The organism is Chryseobacterium sp. OSA05B (genome assembly GCF_019970065.1).
GTDB lineage: Bacteria > Bacteroidota > Bacteroidia > Flavobacteriales > Weeksellaceae > Chryseobacterium.
In genome coordinates, this window is record NZ_JAHXYH010000005.1 from 284,497 (window position 1) to 303,283 (window position 18,787).

At 38.0% G+C, this 18,787-nt stretch carries 10 protein-coding genes and 1 riboswitch; of the genes, 4 read left to right on the forward strand and 6 right to left on the reverse strand.

All coding sequences use genetic code 11. From position 1 onward, the window contains the following. Window positions 1-20 precede the first annotated feature (20 nt). The 3 genes from LC419_RS19490 (at window position 21) to LC419_RS19500 (ending at window position 7,692) form a co-directional block, all read left to right on the forward strand. Window positions 21-6,605: a SpvB/TcaC N-terminal domain-containing protein gene (locus LC419_RS19490; protein ID WP_223608904.1), complete on the forward strand. Its 6,585-nt coding sequence runs from the start codon at window positions 21-23 to the stop codon at window positions 6,603-6,605. A gap of 3 nt (window positions 6,606-6,608) precedes the next feature. After that, complete coding sequence (locus LC419_RS19495) at window positions 6,609-7,058, forward strand: hypothetical protein (RefSeq protein ID WP_223608905.1); 450 nt, start codon at window positions 6,609-6,611, stop codon at window positions 7,056-7,058. A 292-nt stretch (window positions 7,059-7,350) separates the two neighbouring features. After that, window positions 7,351-7,692, forward strand: a complete 342-nt coding sequence (locus tag LC419_RS19500; RefSeq protein WP_223608906.1) for a hypothetical protein — start codon at window positions 7,351-7,353, stop codon at window positions 7,690-7,692. A gap of 96 nt (window positions 7,693-7,788) precedes the next feature. Here LC419_RS19500 and LC419_RS19505 read toward each other — a convergent pair whose 3' ends face one another. Together LC419_RS19505 and LC419_RS19510 are read right to left on the reverse strand one after the other, a co-directional pair. Beyond that, a complete protein-coding gene (locus tag LC419_RS19505; RefSeq protein WP_223608907.1) occupies window positions 7,789-9,282 on the reverse strand; it encodes a RagB/SusD family nutrient uptake outer membrane protein in 1,494 nt (497 codons plus the stop codon). A gap of 18 nt (window positions 9,283-9,300) precedes the next feature. Then, on the reverse strand, window positions 9,301-12,234 hold the full coding sequence (locus LC419_RS19510; protein ID WP_223608908.1) for a TonB-dependent receptor: 2,934 nt from the start codon (window positions 12,232-12,234) through the stop codon (window positions 9,301-9,303). Window positions 12,235-12,317: 83 nt separating this feature from the next. After that, window positions 12,318-12,415, reverse strand: a riboswitch (SAM riboswitch). A 234-nt stretch (window positions 12,416-12,649) separates the two neighbouring features. Between LC419_RS19510 and LC419_RS19515 the strand changes: the two genes are divergently transcribed. Further along, on the forward strand, window positions 12,650-13,060 hold the full coding sequence (locus LC419_RS19515) for a type II 3-dehydroquinate dehydratase (RefSeq protein ID WP_223608909.1): 411 nt from the start codon (window positions 12,650-12,652) through the stop codon (window positions 13,058-13,060). Between the two features lie 150 nt (window positions 13,061-13,210). Here the strand turns inward: LC419_RS19515 and pckA are convergent, their stop codons facing one another. The 4 genes from pckA to LC419_RS19535 form a co-directional block, all read right to left on the reverse strand. Next, window positions 13,211-14,827 carry a phosphoenolpyruvate carboxykinase (ATP) gene (pckA, locus tag LC419_RS19520; protein ID WP_223608910.1) on the reverse strand — a complete coding sequence of 539 codons (1,617 nt, stop codon included), beginning with the start codon at window positions 14,825-14,827 and terminating at the stop codon, window positions 13,211-13,213. A 127-nt stretch (window positions 14,828-14,954) separates the two neighbouring features. Further along, window positions 14,955-15,860 (reverse strand): GYDIA family GHMP kinase, encoded by a 906-nt coding sequence (locus tag LC419_RS19525; RefSeq protein ID WP_223608911.1) that lies wholly within the window; start codon window positions 15,858-15,860, stop codon window positions 14,955-14,957. Between the two features lie 10 nt (window positions 15,861-15,870). Further along, a complete protein-coding gene (fabD, locus tag LC419_RS19530) occupies window positions 15,871-16,746 on the reverse strand; it encodes an ACP S-malonyltransferase (RefSeq protein WP_223608912.1) in 876 nt (291 codons plus the stop codon). A 70-nt stretch (window positions 16,747-16,816) separates the two neighbouring features. Further along, window positions 16,817-18,766: a LysM peptidoglycan-binding domain-containing protein gene (locus LC419_RS19535; protein ID WP_223608913.1), complete on the reverse strand. Its 1,950-nt coding sequence runs from the start codon at window positions 18,764-18,766 to the stop codon at window positions 16,817-16,819. Between the last annotated feature and the right edge of the window lie 21 nt (window positions 18,767-18,787).

Below are 18,787 nucleotides of genomic sequence, written 5' to 3' on the forward strand. Positions count from 1 at the left end.
TTAACACAAAGAAAAAGAATATGAAAATTTTCTATTCATTCATTATATCCTGTATTTCGGTATTAGGCTATTCACAAACTATATTATACCAGCCGGAAAGTGCCTCGCGAACGGTTCAGGACCCACAGACTGTGGTGCTTGCACAAGGGTTCCATGCTTCTTCCACAGTGGCTGATCCTTTTGTTGCTAAAATAGGACCCGGTACAGTAAATCCCGGAGGGGGTCCTTTGGACTCTAATGCAGGAGCGAATAACCCAAGTGGAACAACTGTTTTTGGTAACCAAAAATTCCATGATACTAAGGGGAATATTGAAGTTGCAGGTGGTGGCCAGTTGCAATTTACTTTACCAATTGCCCTACCTCCGGGAGTAAAAAGCGTCGCTCCTCAAATCAATCTTGTCTATTCCAGTGATTCCGGAAATGGAGTTGCCGGTTATGGCTGGAGTTTATCCGGTATCACTTCTATTTCCAGAACTGGAAAAAACATCGAAAAAGACGGAGAGGTAAAAAGTATCCAGATTGATTATTCGGACTATTACAGCTTCAACGGACAGAGACTTATTTTAAAATCAGGAGAATACGGCAAAGACGGTGCAGAGTATATTACAGAGAAGTATTCTAACATCAAAATTAAGTCCCTTGGAAATATGCCTAACTGGAAACAGCCTGAATATTGGGAGGTAACCTTTGAAGATGGCTCTCAGGCCTGGTATGGCGGAACAGCTCCCGGCTCCAATAATGCTACCAATCGTTTAGGATTCAGTATCGTAAAATGGAAAGATGCTCAAGGAAATGTTATCAATTATAGCTATGATCAGGAAGAGAATGTCAACGTCATTAAATCGATAACTTGGGGAGGAAACGAGAAGCTAGGAACTGCTTCTTTCAACGAAATTATATTCGATTATAAAAATAGAAATATTCCGGAAAGTGCATATATCAACGGTTCCGGAACTTTGTTTACCCAAACAAAGATTCTAAAAGATATTACAGTAAAAACAAATGGACTAGTCTTCAAGAAATATGAACCAAAATATGCAACCGACTATACAGGTTATCAGTACGTTAAAAATATTACTGAATCTAACTCGACAGGCGAGTTGGCGAATCCAATTGAATTTAATTATCCGGCTGTAAGTCCAACCTCTATTAGTGGCTGGAATCTAGACAGTCAGGCCTTGTTTGATAAAATTCAACTTACCGGAGATTTTAATGGGGATGCTTACCTGGATTTTGTAATGACCGATGGGACTATCAAGTTGGGGGTTTTTAATGATGATTTTAATGTTATTCAGACTAATAAAATATTCAATTCCAGTTCTGTGGTTGTCAATACATTTCTGGACGAGACTAAAAAGGTGATTAATGGTAACGGGATTGCTGAATATGAAGGCGGTAAAATTTCTGTATATGCTTTTAGAAACAATACTTTTGTCAAGGTATTTGAAAAGCTGATTTCTCATACAGTATGTACAACATGTACACCTGTACTAAATGAAGGAGATATCAATGGTGACGGAATATCTGATGTCTTTCTTACTCTATCAGGATCAGGATCTGTAGAAAGATACATTGTAGATTTGAGCAACGTAAGAAATCCTGTCGCTACTCATACTTTAGATAGTGGGATTAATGAAAGTTTATATACGGATCAAAAATATATAGATATTGACAGTGATGGAAAAGTAGATATCATTAATATATCCAACACTGCATACACGATATTTGAATTTGTAAAGGTAGCAAACGATGAGTACATAAGAAAGGTTAAGTTTTCCGGAAATTTAGAAGAAACTAAAGGGAACGGGTTTCCTGTATTATTTGGAGATTTCAACGGGGATGGAAAGCTTGACTTTACCCTTCCTCTTACGGAAGGAAAAGTGGGTAAAGATGACTGGAAATTTTACATAGGAACAGGAAAAAGCTTTAATACAGCATTCAAACCTAATTTCTTAATGTATAAAAATGAATCTACCCAAAATAATGGGGCGTGGCTAAGATTTAGCCGAACGATGTATTCCATTTCGGATCTTAATGCAGATGGAAAATCAGATATTGTTCAGGTGCATTCCTATTCAAATTCATTAACTCCAACTACTAGAACTATAGGGGTTGCTGTAAATGGGCTGATTTCTAAAGGAACTCCCACGTTCGGGGCTATAGATTTTGTAACCCAGAATATTTATACTTTTCCTACCCCACCTCAGTATACTATAATTCAACCGTATGATGATCTTTCCATCTATCAGCCAATAACCAATGTGATAAGATCCAATAATAACTATTATAATGTTTTCTTATTCAGAAAAAATAATGTCCTTAAAATTAAGGCACCTACAGGGGTAGATGAATTAAAAAGAATACAGTCTGTTACTCAAGGTGGAATTACCACATCTGCTACCTATTTGGAAATTGTTCCTGATAATGTGACTACTCCTAATTTTTATAAAAATACAAAAAGTGAACTGTATCCCTATTTCTCCTTAAATAGAATAGACAGAGGGTATGCTGTCTCTCAACTTCAACAGGAAGGCAGAAAACAGGACTTCCGATACAGAGGGATGACTGTACATATGCAGGGAAAAGGAGTGATAGGATATTATCAGACCGCACGTTCTTCCTGGTATGCTGATGGCTTGGAGAATACAAAAATATGGTCCGGAACAGAAATAGACCTTCTGAACGAAGGCGTTCCAGTAAAAGAATGGAGCATCAGAACTAATGATGAATCAAAAATTTTCCCAACAGATATTTCGGAAAGTAACAGCCAATTATTAAGTTTAAAATCAACCATTTATAAAACCATCAGTCTATTAAACGGTCAGATCGTAGACATTTATTCGATATATACTACTGACAAACCGAAAATTGTTACCGCTATTGTTCCGGAAAGCACAAGGACAAAAGATTTTTTAACAAATACCATAACAAGTAACACAGTATCCTATAATGGTTATTATCTTCCGGTACAAACGGTATTAAATGTTAATAATGGGTATGCAACAACAACTTCCACATTCAATTACATCCATAATCCAGCAGGTTCCGGATCAGATTATTATATTGGCCGCCCGGAATCTAAAACTGATATCGTTCAGGCTTATGGAGATACGAAATCTGCCAAAGAGGAATATACTTATGACAATAACCTTTTAAAAACGCTCAAAACCTGGAATAGAGACAATACTGGTTATCTTTTAGAAACATATAATTATGATGGTTTTGGAAACCTCACTCAAAAAACAATCAATAATAGTATAGATTCTCAGGTACAAACTAACAAAGCGGTATATGAACCTAAAGGAAGATTTGTAGAAAAGAAAACCGATAATTTAGGTCTGGAAACTCACCTTATTTACAATAATTGGGGGCAGATTGAAAAGCAAACCGATCCGCTTGGTAATATACTCATCAATAAATATGACGAATGGGGCAAACTTCTATCTTCCAAAACCAATGTGGAAGGTACAACAACTTATCAGTATGTAAGAGATGCCATTTCCAGCATAACAATTATACAATATGCCCCTAATGGTGATGTATCAAAAACATACACCAACAAACTGGGACAGAAGTCTGAAATTTTAACCAAAGCATTTACACAGGGGAAGTTTGTGTCAAAAAAAACCAAATATGATATACTGGGAAGAAAAACTGCAGAAAGTGAGCCTTTCTTCGAAGGAAGTAATCCTACCCAATGGAACACAATCACTTATGATGATACTGTTTTTCCAACAAAAATAACGGCAAAATCATTCAATGGAAAAGAGGTTGTAACTTCTGTTTCAGGCTTAACAACGACGGTAAAGGAACTCAATGGATACGAAAGAACAAACTCCCAAACTACAGATGTATTAGGTAATGTTCTGTCTTCAAATGATCCGGGAGGCACTATCCAATTCTCCTACAATGCTGCCGGAAAACAGATAAAGGCTCAGTATGCCGAAAATATCGTTACTACAAAATACGATTCTTGGGGTAGAAAATCTGAATTCAATGATCCTTCCAACGGATTGTACAAATACGAATATGACGGATTCGGACAGCCTAAGAAAATAATAAGCCCTAAAGGTAATAAAGAGTACACTTACAATACTGCGGGCCAGCTTATTTACCAGAAAGAAATCTCTACAACAGATGGCGGTCAGGCTACCAATAAGATGATTTCCTATTCATATGATGATAAAGGAAGGATAATTACCAAATCGGGGACATCAAAAGGAAAAGCATACAGTTCTAATATTTCTTACGATCCTCAGGGAAGAATATTGTCTTCATCCGAAAATAGTAATGGAAAATACTTCATCCAAAAAGGAATAACCTATGATGATAAGGCAAGGGTAATTTCTTATGATAAACAATTATATTCTTCGGGAACTTTGACTAAAGTAGAAGTTGAAAATGTATACAGTGCATGGAATGGGGAATTGTACCAGATTAAGGATAAAAACTCAGGGAAAATTCTTTGGGAACTTAAAGAGATCAATTCAAAAGGTCAGGTTCTTAAAGCTCAATTGGGAGCGGCTGAAATTAATCAAAGCTATGAGAATGATGGAACTTTAAGCCAAGTCAATCACTCTTCAGCTGTTAAACCAAGCATTCTGCAACTTTCGTATAATTTCAATGCTATTAAAAATGAATTAGAGGTTAGAACAACCGGAGGAGATTTTAATATTGTAGAATCATTTGATTATGATGACAATAACAGACTGATCAACTGGACGAATCCTGTAACGGGCATTAAACCTTCCACTAACAGAAATGTCTATGACATTAAAGGTAGGATCATGGAAAATGATCAGGTAGGAAAAATGAAGTACGAAAATTCAACTAAGATCTACCAACCTACCGGGATGACCCTGAACGCAGAAGGAACTCAAAATTATAACAATGACCTTATCCAGAGCATTGCTTATAACGAAAATAATGATCCAATATTTATTGACGGTGAAAAGGGGGATGTAGCGTTTCAGTACGGGCTTACCAGCATGAGACAGAAAGTAAGCTATGGAGGAAACTTTGATCCTGATCAGGAAGGAAAATTCACCAAGTACTACAGTGAAGATGGAAGCTTTGAAGTTCTTAAGGACAATATAACAGGAAAGGAAAAGCATATTTTGTATATTGGTGGAAGTCCTTATGAAAGCAATATTATTTATCTTAAGAATTTTGATGAAACAGCTGGTTCTTATAAATTCTTGCATAAAGATTATATAGGAAGTATCTTAGCCATTACCGATGAAGCTGGAAATAAACTGGAACAGAGACATTTTGATGCCTGGGGTAATTTCACCCATCTGCAAATAGGAAACGGAGCCATTCTCACTGATAAAAATATAATTGATACTACTTCGTTATTAGTAGAAAGAGGATATACCAGCCATGAGCATTTTGCAGAAGTGGGAATTATTCACATGAATGGTAGGCTATATGATCCGCTCTTAAGAAGGTTCTTAAATGCTGATGAAAATATACAGGACCCTACCAATACCCAGAATTATAATAAGTATGGGTATGTCCTGAATAATCCCCTGATGTACAATGACCCAAGTGGGGAATTTGCATTTGCTGTTTTGGTAGCGGTAATGGCTAAAGCAGCTTTTGCTGCAGTCGCAATAACTGCCGCAACCTATACTGCTACAGCATTAATAAAAGGTAATTGGACGGTTAGCGGATTTTTTAGGTCTATCTCTTCGTCAGCGATTACCGGAATGGTAAGCGGGGCATTGTCTTTTGGGATAGGAACACTGTTTCAGGTCGCAACTATTGCCAATTCTCTGGGTACTACAGGTGTTGTATTGGCAAGAGCAGGATTACATGCCGTAAGTATGGGTGTTCTTTCTTCCGTTACAGGAGGTAGTTTTTGGAGTGGTGCAGCAAGTGGTGCATTTGCAAGTTTAGCAGGAGACTTATTGAAAGCTCCCAGCGATGGTATTTTTGACTTTAACCCACTTAGAAGCAATACAGGAATGTTAATCACTGGTATTATATCGGGTGGTGTAGGCTCTGTACTGGCCGGAGGAAACTTCTGGCAGGGAGCGATGAGTGGATTTTTTGTTATGGCTTTCAACCATTTGGAGCACAAACCTAAAACTTCTTTTAAAGTTTACGATAATGATGGCGATTATGTAGGGAAAATGAAAGTTGAATCATACGAATTATATACCAATCCAGAGGATGGCGAACAAGGACTTCATATAGAACTTCAATTTACCAATGCTTCAAATAAATACTCTGACTATAAATGGGTTCAAACAGTAGGTACAAATGATCCTCCAGGAGGTGGTGGTTATCGTGAATATAATGATCATCATTTACCATATGAAAATAAAGGTCCATTTTATTATGCCAAGAGCGATTATATTAACTATCCTCAGATAAAACAAGGAAATAAATATATATTCACAGATACGCCAACTAGAGCTAGAATAAGTACTCCCATAGGCTGGAGAGCTGAATTGTCATTGGTCGGCATAAACAGTAGTGGAGCTCACGCTTTACACACAGTTACGTATGGATTTAATTTATATCCATCAGGTCATAGTCTAACTATGCCCCTTATGAGTAGGGAGTATAAAAATAGATATTGGTGGTTAAAAAAATAGAATATGAAAAACTTACTCATTGTTTTAGTTATATTGTTAGGTTGTTCTAAAAAAGAAACTGAGAATATTAATGTTTATCAAATAACGGTAACCTATATAGGTCCACGAGACGCTTCACCTCCAATAATTGTTCTTAAAAATAGGAAGCCGAATGAAAACGTTTTCCCAGTAACTAATTATCAAATAGAAAAAGAAGATTTAATGAAAATTGAAAAAATATGTTATTCAGAAAAAAGAGAAAACGTAAAGAATTCGTTAGTACTAGTTAAAGTAAATAAAGATAATCATATTAAAAAATATTTTTTCAATAAGGAAAATGGTATTAAGATTTTAGATAAAATTCAGAAAATAACTTCCCATTATAATAACGAACTATTAGATAATGATTTTTTTAATCTAAAATTTATAACTAAGCAAAATTGGTATGACGATGGAGGGACTATAGGACGGTAAACTACTGGTAATCAATAAAAATAAAAACAGAAGCAGGGTATCCCTTTTACAATACCTTCGGAAATGTTCAAATGAAGGAATTCAAAAAAAGAAAGTCCGAATACAATTATTAAGAGATAGTATAGAAAGTCTGCAAGATATAGATTCTTGGCTTTACGAGCCAATTAAAGGAAGTTCCTTTATTGGGAAATTTGGTACTCCTCTTGATTTCCTAGATGCTGGTGGAGAAATCTATATAACACATTTAGAATATAGGGAAGGGGCTATAACAAAAGCTCAATTTGAATTTAAAATGACAAAAACCATTGTCACATCGTATGCTACCATTGGTGCTGGTATTGGTTTAACTACCGGAGCAAATAGTTCTAAAAGAGGTAAGGCTTGGCTGGTTATTCTATTTGGTATCACTTATTCAATTCTCTTATATCTGATATATACATCTGCAAAGATTTATGTAGCTGATTATTATATTTTCTTACTTATTCTTATGACAGGTTGCGGAGCTGCCATTCTTCAGTTTTATTTTTGGGATAAATATTTAGCTGCTATTAAATATAAAAAGAAAAGCATAACAATACCTCTTGTGATCTGTATTGTTATCTATTCTTTAATACTGTTGGTATTACTATTTTAAACTATCTTTAAAATTCTTAGTTCTCACTAAACCAAAAAGCCTCTATATTAAAAACATAGAGGCTTCATTATAAAAAAATCAAATCTAAATAAATAATTACAGGCTCGGATTATTATCAATCTCCTTCTGCGGAATACTGAAAATATAGTATCTGCTGTTCGGAGTAAACTGGGTCTGATCCGGGAAATTAAAGACTGAATGCCCTCTTCCGTTCACTGTTTTCACGGTTCCATTAGGAGTGGTAATCTGAACTTTTATAGGCTGTCCACTGGCGTCTACAAATGGTTTTCTTTCCACGGTTCCCTGCGTTCTGATAATATCGGAAAGGGAGAATCCTTCTCCGAAAAGTTCTTTTCTTCTTTCAATCAGGATTTCTTTGATGACATCATTCTGAGCAAGAGATCCTGTGTAAGGATTGGCACTTCTGGTCGTTTTTAATTGGTTTAAAACTGTAACCGCATTGGTAATATTTCCATTTCTGGCCTCAGCTTCAGCTTCAATGAGATACATTTCTGCTGATCTCATTAATACGATATCTGCGATAAGTCCTGTTTTAAACTTAAACTTGGAATATCTTAACAGACCTTCTCTACCCGGCAGACCATCCCACTGAAACAGCTGAGATCGGATGTCATTGCTGTCAAATAAATTTTTGAAAAACGGATCCGCCATAAAGCTGTAGTAATAACTTCCCGATGAAGACACATCCAGAAAATGGAAGGCATAGCTCGCTCCCGATTGTTCCTGAGTTTGTCCGTGTCCCCAGATCCATTCCCCGTTATTGATATCATTGAACCCTTCTTTATATTTTTCAGGGATCATTAACGGATATCCTGTTCTGGCTATTTTGGCCGCAGCTGCAGCTTTACTCCATTCACCGGTATTCAGATAGGTTCTGGCTAAAAGTCCGTTGACAACAGTTTTGTTGATCTTGTCTTTATTATTTCTCGTATAATCGGTCAAAAGATGATCTGCTTCCGTAAGATCGCTTTTGATCAGCGTATAAATTTCTTCCAGACTTGCTTTTTTCTTCGGCACAGAACTGATTGTTGAGGGTTCCGTGTAGATCGGAGCGGTAAGAGCCGTCTTGTCTTTCAGATAACTGAACTGGTAAAAACTGGCCAGGTTCAGATAACAGAAAGCACGCAATGCTTTAGCCTGACCTTTGACCTGGTCTTTTTTCGCCTGACTTCCTTCTGTCTGGTCAATACGGGCAATCACATTATTCATATTATTGATCGTGGAATAAAGGGTAGTCCATATAAACTGCGGACGAGAGAGGGTATTATTGATCAACTCTGTAAAAGCATACGCAGACGGAAAACCATATTTGTTGGTCAGAACCGCTACATCACTTCCCATCGCATCACTCGTTCTCAAAACGGTTGAATAGCCGCTATTGGCATAGTTCGGGCCATCATCATTAAGTTTAGCCCAGGCCCCATTAATCACGGTTTCTGCACTTTCAGCTGTTTTGAAAACTTCTGCACCATTAGCCTGATCGGTAGGAGCCGTTTCCAGCTCGCTTTCACAACTTGTTAGCGACCATAGCGCAACCAAGGCAAAAGATATATATTTTAATTTTTTCATTGTTTCGATTTTAAAAAGTTAAAGAGTCGCCTGAAGACCGAAGGTTATCGTTCTCATCGCCGGATATCTATAGTACGTAGTTCCATCCAGAGCCTGTTCCGGATCCATTCCTTTATGCTTGTAGAAGGTCAGAAGGTTTTCAGCCTGAACATAGATTCTGAATTTTTTCAGTCCCAGTTTTTCAAAATAATCCGAAGGCAGTGTATATCCCAGACTCACATTTTTAAGTCTTGCATAGGTTCCCGAGTATAAAAATCTTGAAGAAGAAGAATTCCAGTTATTCGTCGTTGTGCTCAATGCAGGAACGTCGGTGTTAGGGTTGTCCGGAGTCCATCTGTTCAGCATTTCTGCACTCCATGCGCGTCCTCCGGAGCTTCCGTTAGACATCAGTGAGGTATAATCCATATCCAGAATCTTTCCTCCGAGACTGAATGTCAGTAATCCAGAAAAGTCGAAGTTTTTATACCTCACACTGGTGCTGATCCCACCTGTTACTTTAGGCAATGCTGATCCCTGAAGGGTTCTTGTCGCTTTTGCATATTCGGAAGTGGTTCCGTCTACGGTATTTCCATTCGCATCCTGATAAATATACCTCCATAGAGGTTTTCCGTTCGAAGGATCTACTCCTTTCCATTCCTGAAGATAAAAATCATAAATTGAACCTCCTACTTCCATACGTTTTGTGGAAGTCACCACAGCTCCTTTTGGCAGTTTTGTAATTTTATTCTGCAGAGTACTCAGGTTTACATCTACATTCCACTGGAAATTATCATTCTTGATCGGTGTTGTGAATAATGAGAATTCAAAACCGGTATTTTGTATAGTCCCCACATTAAAAGGAAAATCACTGATTCCAAGGGATGGGGCAACCGGCATATTAAACAAAAGATCCTGGCTCTTACGTTTAAAATATTCTACGTTACCTTTAACCCTGTTATTAAGAATAGCGAACTCCAGGCCTACGTTTAAATTAAGATTGGTCTCCCATTTCACATCATTGGTCTGTATCTTTTCCAGAACAGTTCCCGGCTCACCGAGGTTATTATAAAACTTATACAATTCCTGATAAGCGTAATAAAGTGAAGATCCGTTAGGTCGTCTTAATTTATCATTTCCCTGTCCACCATAACTTGCACGCAATGTCAGCTGATTGAAGAAATTCAGATCCTTAATAAAATTTTCATTCGAAACTTTCCATGAACCTCCAACTGACCAGAATTTACCCCATCGGTTATCGGCAAAGAATCTTGAAGAACCATCAGCTCTTCCTGAAACGGATAGGAAGTAAGTATTGTTAAAATCATACTCCGCTCTTCCCAGGAAACTCAACAGAGAGAATTTATCGCTGTTTCCACCGAAGCTCCCCAACAAAGCCGCCGCATCCGGCTCATAGTAATAAGGAAGTGAAAACTGGCTTCTGGAACCTGAAATCGTCTGGTAATCGTATTTATAAAATTCCTGACCTCCTAAAATATTAAGATGATGCTTCCCGAATTTCTTATCGTACGTCAGAATATTACTGGTGGTATAAGAAAACGTTCTGCTGTTGGATCTCGTTACGGAACCACCGATCTCACTACCCTCCCCGATAAGCGGATTTGAGTAATAATGTCCGTTGTAATTCACTAAATCAACAGAAAAGCTGCTCTTAAATTTCAGTTCCGGAAGGAAAGTAAATTCCAAAAATCCTTTTCCAGAGAAGTTATCCTCTTTATTTTCATTTTTATCTAAAGGTAACGTTGCAGCAGCATTCTGGTTCTGCAGTGCATTGGTAGGTCTGTATTTACCGAAATCATAAATCCTGTTTCCTTCTGCATCCAATCTGTAGGTTCCATCGGCATTTCTTTCGTAATAAGGGTAAAAAGAAGGAACTACCCTCGCAGCCAGAATAATATTGTCCTGTCTTGAATCTGAAGATGGCGGTGCATTCTGAATACTGTTGGTGTAGCTTAAATTCACTCCTGCATTCAGCCATTTTTTCACCTCCGTATTAATTTTCAGTCTGGTTGCAAATTTTTGAAACCCTGATTCAATGGCAATTCCTTTATCATCCAGATAGCCTAATGAAAAGAAATAATTACTTTTCTCGCTGCCTCCGCTGATATCAAAATCTACCTGACTTCTGGAAGCCGTTCTTTGAAGAATATCTCTCCAGTCGTCATTCCATAAAGGTTTTGCTCCCGGAAGAAGTTTCCCGTCCGGCCCTACCGGCTGTGGGTATCCGGCTCCGTAAGGATTAATTCCAAGAGCAGTCACAAGGTTATCACTGGCCATCTGACCGGCCTGCTGTGAAGAAATCTGACCGGATTTGTAACCATTTCTCAATGCTTCCCAGTACAGCTGGAAATACTGATCTGTATTTACCTGCTTATAATCTTTTACCGCTCTGCTGGAAAATCCCTGGTTGATATTAAAATTCACCCTTGACTCTCCTTTTTTCCCGGATTTCGTTGTAATGATGATGATTCCATTGGCCCCTCTCGATCCGTATAATGAACTTGCCGTAGCATCTTTCAAAACACTGATGGATTCTATATCATTAGGGCTGATGGAATTGATATTTCCGTCAAAAGGAATTCCATCTACCACGTACAGAGGATCGCTGGAAGCACTGATGGAACCGATTCCTCGTATACGCACAGAAGCTGCTGAACCCGGCTGCCCTGATGCACTTACCGCCTGAACTCCCGGAACCTGTCCTTCCAGAGCTTTGGTTATATTGGTAACAGGTCTGTTATTGATCTTATCGCTGGAGATGGTGGCTACTGAACCGGTATAGCTTGTTCTTTTAGCCTTACCGTAAGCAATCACTACCACTTCATCAATTTCCTTCTCTTTGATGGTATCTTTTTTCGGTTTGGCGTCCTGAGCCTGCACACTCATCATTCCTAAGAAAAATCCAGCAACAGATGGAATCCAAACTTTAGAATTAATTAAATTTTTACTAATCATAATCAATTTTATTTGTCATATATTAAAATTAAGCCCTTTGCAGAAAAATCAGCAAAGGGCATCGATACATACGATTAACCAAATGCTTATTTTTCCTTTATAGGCTGAATGTAACACCTTGCGCAGGGGCAGGCTGTCAAGATTTCACAGGGTCAGTTCCCTCCATCTTTCTTTATAAGCCGATCGAAATATGTCTGCAAATCTAAAAACAATTAGTCTACAAAACAAGTAGACTTTAAAATTTATTATGAAATATTTTCAAAAATTAACTTAATTATTGATCAAAGCACGCTACAGTAAAGAGTTACAGGATTACGAAATAACCAAACATGATAAATATCATTACGTATAATGTAATTAACCAAAACTGTAAAAAAAAGTTCGAAAATAGAACTAAACTATTTAAATTTATAGAATGAAAGTTTTAATTGTCAACGGCCCCAATTTGAATCTGTTGGGCACAAGAGAACCTGAGATTTACGGCAGTACTTCCATGGAATCCTGTCTGGATAAACTGAGATCTGAATTTACATCTGATGAACTGGAGTATTACCAGTCCAATATTGAAGGGGAAATTATAAACAGGCTTCAGGAGGATAATTTTGATGCGCTGGTGATCAATCCTGGGGCGTATACGCACTATTCGTATGCTATTTCGGACTGCTTAAAGAACATCAGAAAACCTAAAATCGAAGTTCACATCAGTAATATTTACAAAAGGGAAGAATTCCGTCAGAAATCTGTAACGGCAGCAAATACCGATGCGGTGCTGTCCGGTTTTGGGATGGATGGATACAGATTAGCAATATTGAGTTTGAAAAAGTAATATTTATTTATCAACCACTGATTTCACAAATTTACACAGATGATTGCTCTTTTGCTTAAAGGAAAGGTAGGTGACTCTTCTGGAGTAAAGAGATAGTATAAATCAAGAAAGGATCATAAAAAAGCCTCATCGATGATGAGGCTTTGTGTATTAAGTAGTCTGCTGTTGAAGCTGAGGTCCGGAAGCGATTAGCTTTCTTCCTTCTTCAGTATCGCAGTACTGTTCAAAGTTTTTGATATATCTTGCCGCAAGATCTTTTGCTTTTTCTTCCCAATCTGCAGCATTGTTATACGTTTCTCTAGGATCAAGGATACCTTCAGAAACATTTGGAAGCTGAGTTGGAATTTCAAGGTTCATGATCGGAACCTGAGTTTTAGGAGCATTTTCGATAGAACCATCTATGATTGCATCGATAATTGCTCTAGTATCTTTCAGAGAGATTCTCTTTCCTGTTCCGTTCCATCCTGTATTGACAAGATAAGCTTTAGCTCCGTGCTCCTTCATTTTTCCAATCAGTGTTTTAGAATACATGGTTGGGTGAAGAGTAAGGAAAGCTTCTCCAAATGCAGGAGAGAAAGATGGTTCCGGTTCAGTGATTCCTCTTTCGGTACCTGCCAGTTTGGAAGTATATCCGCAAAGGAAGTGGTACTGAGCCTGATTTTCATCAAGAATAGAAACCGGAGGCAATACTCCGAATGCATCAGCAGAAAGGTAAACGATCTTCTTAGCGTGTCCGGCCTTGGAAGGAAGAACAATCTTGTTGATATGGTAAATTGGGTAAGATACTCTTGTATTTTCAGTGATAGATCCGTCGGTATAGTCAGCAACCCCGTTGTTTACGACTACGTTTTCAAGAAGAGCATCTCTTTTGATCGCTCTGAAAATATCCGGTTCTTTCTCTTCGGAAAGGTCAATCACTTTAGCGTAACATCCACCTTCGTAGTTGAATACACCATTGTTGTCCCAACCGTGCTCATCGTCACCGATCAGGAATCTTTTAGGATCTGCAGATAAAGTTGTTTTTCCTGTTCCGGAAAGACCGAAGAAAAGAGCAACATCTCCTTCTTCCCCTACGTTTGCAGAACAGTGCATAGAAGCCATTCCCTTCAACGGAAGGTAATAGTTCATCATCGCAAACATTCCTTTTTTCATTTCACCTCCGTACCAGGTACCTCCGATGATCTGTAATTTTTCAGTAAGATTGAACATGATGAAGTTCTCAGAATTTAATCCCTGAGCTTCCCAGTTCGGGTTGGTTGTTTTAGAACCGTTGATCACTGTGAAATCCGGCTCTCCGAAGTTTTCAAGCTCGTAATGAGACGGACGGATAAACATATTAGTAACGAAATGCGCCTGCCACGCTACTTCAACGATGAACCTTACTTTTAGCCTGGTATCTGTATTGGTACCACAAAAAGCATCCACTACATAAATTTTCTTAGCCTCAGAAAGCTGGTTCAGCACTAATCCTTTACAAGAATCAAAATTTTCCGCTGTAGTAGGAAGGTTTACTTTCCCATCCCAGAAAATTGTATCTCTTGTAACATCATCCTGAACTATGTATCTGTCTTTAGGTGAACGACCTGTGAAAATTCCAGTTTTTACTGATACTGCACCGGATTCCGTAAGTTCAGCTTTCTCAAAGCCTTGATTATCAGAAGCCACTTCAGCCTGATATAACTCTTCGTAAGACGGGTTATAGACTACTTCATAATTTCCTTTAATCCCTAATTTTTCTAAATCCTGGATGATTTTAGCGTGTTTCATTTTACTTATATTTTCTATTTCTTTATTGGGTTCAACAAAATTAATATTAATTATTTGTTAAAGGTGGTTTAAATATAATGATATAAGTCAGAATGACAAATAAAAAAAAAGGATTGTAATTTATTGATTATAAATTAATTATAGCAGACCATTGAAAAACGGTATTAAAACCTTTTCCCCAAAAATAGTCCTCGTAGCCGTCAAATTTCGCACTCATCACAAAATCTCCACCCCAGGCTCCCAAACTTTTAACAAAAACCGGGCAGTCTGCGAAAAATTTCTCTTTAACTGTGGGAATTTCAAGAAATTTCGAAATTTTTTGTTCATGAATCATCATCAGTTCGGAAAAATTTTCCAATTCACTGCATAATAAAACTTTTTTTGTGATATCCGAAAATTCATCCACGAGTATTTGAGACTTCGGTTTTGACTTGTAAAAATTGATTCCTTCCCGACTGTCCTGTTTCTGATTTAAATGAATAAAGATCAGTTCATTTTTGAACGGAGGATTGAAATCTGTCTTCTCATAAAAGATCTCAGGTTTGCTTCTGAACAGGATGGCTGATTTTTCTTTGGCAACGGCAATATCATAACCACTTCCGCCTAAGCTGATGCTGTTTAAATGAAAAGGATCAATAGCTGCCCATTCCGCAAGGTTATTCATCAGGGTTGAACTGCTGCCGAGTCCGTAATCTGCAGGAAACTGAAGATTGGTCTTCAGATGATAGGTAGAATTATTTTTGAATTGAGTCTGAGAAAGCTGCTGAACATTTTGTAAGGTTTTGAGAATAAATTCAGCGCTTGAGGGAATATTGGTTTCCAGGATCTGCCAGTTTCTATAATCTATGACAGCCTTAAACCATAATTTGTTTTGATGATAGGCTTCCCAAAAGATCAGGGATTTTTCATCTTCTTTTACTTCAAAAAAAAACTCTTGTCCAAGCTTGGTAGGTACCGCCAGGACAAGAGCTCCGTCTATTGCGAAATATTCAGAAGTAAGCATAAGCTTGCCCGGTGAAAATATCCCGCTCATAATTTTTTTATTAGATAGCAGAAGCAACTTCCACAGACGGATCAATTTTCTTGATCAGCCCCTGAAGTGTTTTTCCAGGACCTACTTCTACGAAATTAAACGCCCCGTCTTTGATCATATTCTGAACAGACTGCGTCCATTTTACAGGACCTGTAAGCTGAGCGATCAGGTTTTGTTTGATCTCCTCAGGATTGGTCACTGCTGTAGTGGTGATATTCTGGTATACCGGAATGGTTGCTTTTCTGAATTTTGTATTTTCAATCGCTGCTGCCAGTCTTACCTGCGCAGGCTCCATCAAGGGTGAGTGGAACGCTCCGTTTACCGGAAGTAACAACGCTCTTTTTGCTCCCGCTTCTTTAAGCTTTATGCAAGCCTCTTCTACTGCAGATGTTTCTCCTGAAATAACCAATTGGCCAGGACAGTTATAGTTTGCCGGTACTACAATACCGCTGATCTGTGCACAGATCTCCTCAACTTTTGCGTCTTCAAGACCCAGGATCGCAGCCATAGAACTTGGATTGGCATCACAGGCTTCCTGCATTGCCTTTGCTCTTTCGGATACTAATTTCAGACCGTCGTCAAAAGATAAAACGCCATTGGCAACTAAAGCTGAAAATTCTCCTAAAGAATGTCCCGCAACCATTTCGGCTCCAAGACCGTTCACTGCTTTTAAGGCAGCTACTGAATGTATAAATATAGAAGGCTGGGTAACCTCTGTTTTCTTAAGATCTCCATCTGTTCCGTTGAACATCAACGAAAGAATATCGAAACCTAAAATTTCATTGGCAGATTCCATTAAGTCCTTAATGTCTTTTCTAGAATCGTACAATTCTTTTCCCATTCCTACGAACTGAGAACCCTGCCCAGGAAATACAAGTGCTTTCATGTAATGAATTAAATATTATGCAAATATAAAGATAATGTTAAAAATATCCCTTTAAAAAGGCATAAATCAGTTAAGGAACTAATCTAATCACGCGGTACCCGGTGTTCACATAAGCTCCGTTTGCTTTGGATTTTACAAACTCAAACTTGGTAGCAAGCTGGGTCTGAACTTTGTTCATCTGCTTGAAGATTTCTCCTTTTTTGTTTTCTCTCGTCAGCATATCATTGACTACATCAAAACCAACGATGGCATATTTTGGAGGTGTTTTGCAGTATTTACTTTTATATGCTGCCAAGATTTCTTTTTCAAAATTCCCGTCTGCATTGATCTTTCTGTCCATCAGATAAACAAGGCTTGCCTGGCTCAGCTCATCTACTTTTTTCTCAAAAGTTGGAGAATAGTACATGCTGAAAGCTTTTACGCCCTGCACTTCTTTGGAAAGCGCTATGATTTTATTGGCAAAAGCTTCACCGGCAGCATCATTGTCACTGGCAAGAATAGCGATCACCGGAGCAGACTGTCCTGTCATCATGTTCTGGTCCAGCTGAATTTCTGCAGGAGAGTTCACGATAATTACGTTTGGATTTTTAACTGCTTTTTCAAGCCCTCCTTTGATGTAGCCTGCAATTTCTTTTTTGCTGTCTGCAACTACATAAATTTTCTGATCTGAATAGACTCCTTTTACTTCTTCAACGATTTTATCAGCATATGTCTGGTCATTGGTTTCCACGATGATCAGGTTGCTGTAATTGTACAGCTCAGGAGAGTTAGCAAAAGGTGCCACAACAGGAATTTTCTGATTTTTGGTAAAATCAAGAACATCAATTACGTTTGATTTGAAGAATGGGCCGATGATCAGATCCGTATTTTCCGGATTGATCTGTGCCATTGAGTTTTTAAATGAAGCTTCGTTTCCTGAATCTACAATTTTGATATCCAATTTCTGTCCGCCTCTTGCGTTTCTTTCGATAGCTAATTTAGCTCCGGTAAGGAAATCCAGCGCCATTCCTCTGTACTGAGTTTCATTGGTACTGTATCCGAAAGGAAGCATTAAAACAACGCTTAATGCATCACCGCTTTTCTTTACATAAGCAGGATCCTGCTTTTTGATCTTTAGGACCATTCCTGATTTCAGACCTTTTGAAAGATCTGGGTTCAGGGCGATCAGTTCATCGATAGAAATTCCGAATTTATTTACGATAGAGAACACGGTATCTCCTTGTTGAACGGTATAGGTAACATAATCATCAGCTGAAGTTTCAGTCACAGTTGATGTTGTAGATTTTTCGTTTCCTGAATCTATTTTAGTTTTCGGATTTACAGGCTCAGCAACTGAATGGGTATCCCTTTTTACATTTTTTACAATGATGGTTTCTCCCGGCTTAAGTCCTTTTTCTTCTAATCCAGGATTTAAGGTATATAATTCCTGCTGACTGATTCCAAACTGTTTTGTAATTCTATAGTAATTATCTTTGGCTTGAATGACATAAATTGCTCCTTCTACAGTTGCTGTAGCAGGAATTCCACTATGCGGTTCTGTAGGTCTAGGATCTATAGTTACAGCAGGAGCCACCTGTTGGTCTCCGCCATATTTTTTAATGCTGTCGAGTGGTAAAGTGATCTCGTCCCCTATTTTCATATGGGCATCAAGTTCAGGATTCAGCTTTCTCAGGTCTGTTTCAGAGATACGGTACTGTTTTGTGATTCCGTAAATCGTCTGTTTTGGCTGAAGGATAATTTTTCCTACCTGCGTATTGGAATGACTTGGTTTCGCTTTCTCAACCACTGCAGGCTTAGACACCGGAGCGGCTTGTTTTTCAGCTTTCACTGTGACAACATCTCCTATGGCCAGCTTACCGTCTTTGAATTTTGGGTTCAGCTTTAACAATTCATCTACAGTTATCCCGTATTTTTTTGCAATATTATAAGGATTGTCTCCTTTTACAACGGTGTGTGAGTTCTGAGCAGATACTCCCAAAACCATACATAAACTGGACAAAATAAAAAACCTCTTTATCATACTCGATAATTATAATTTACA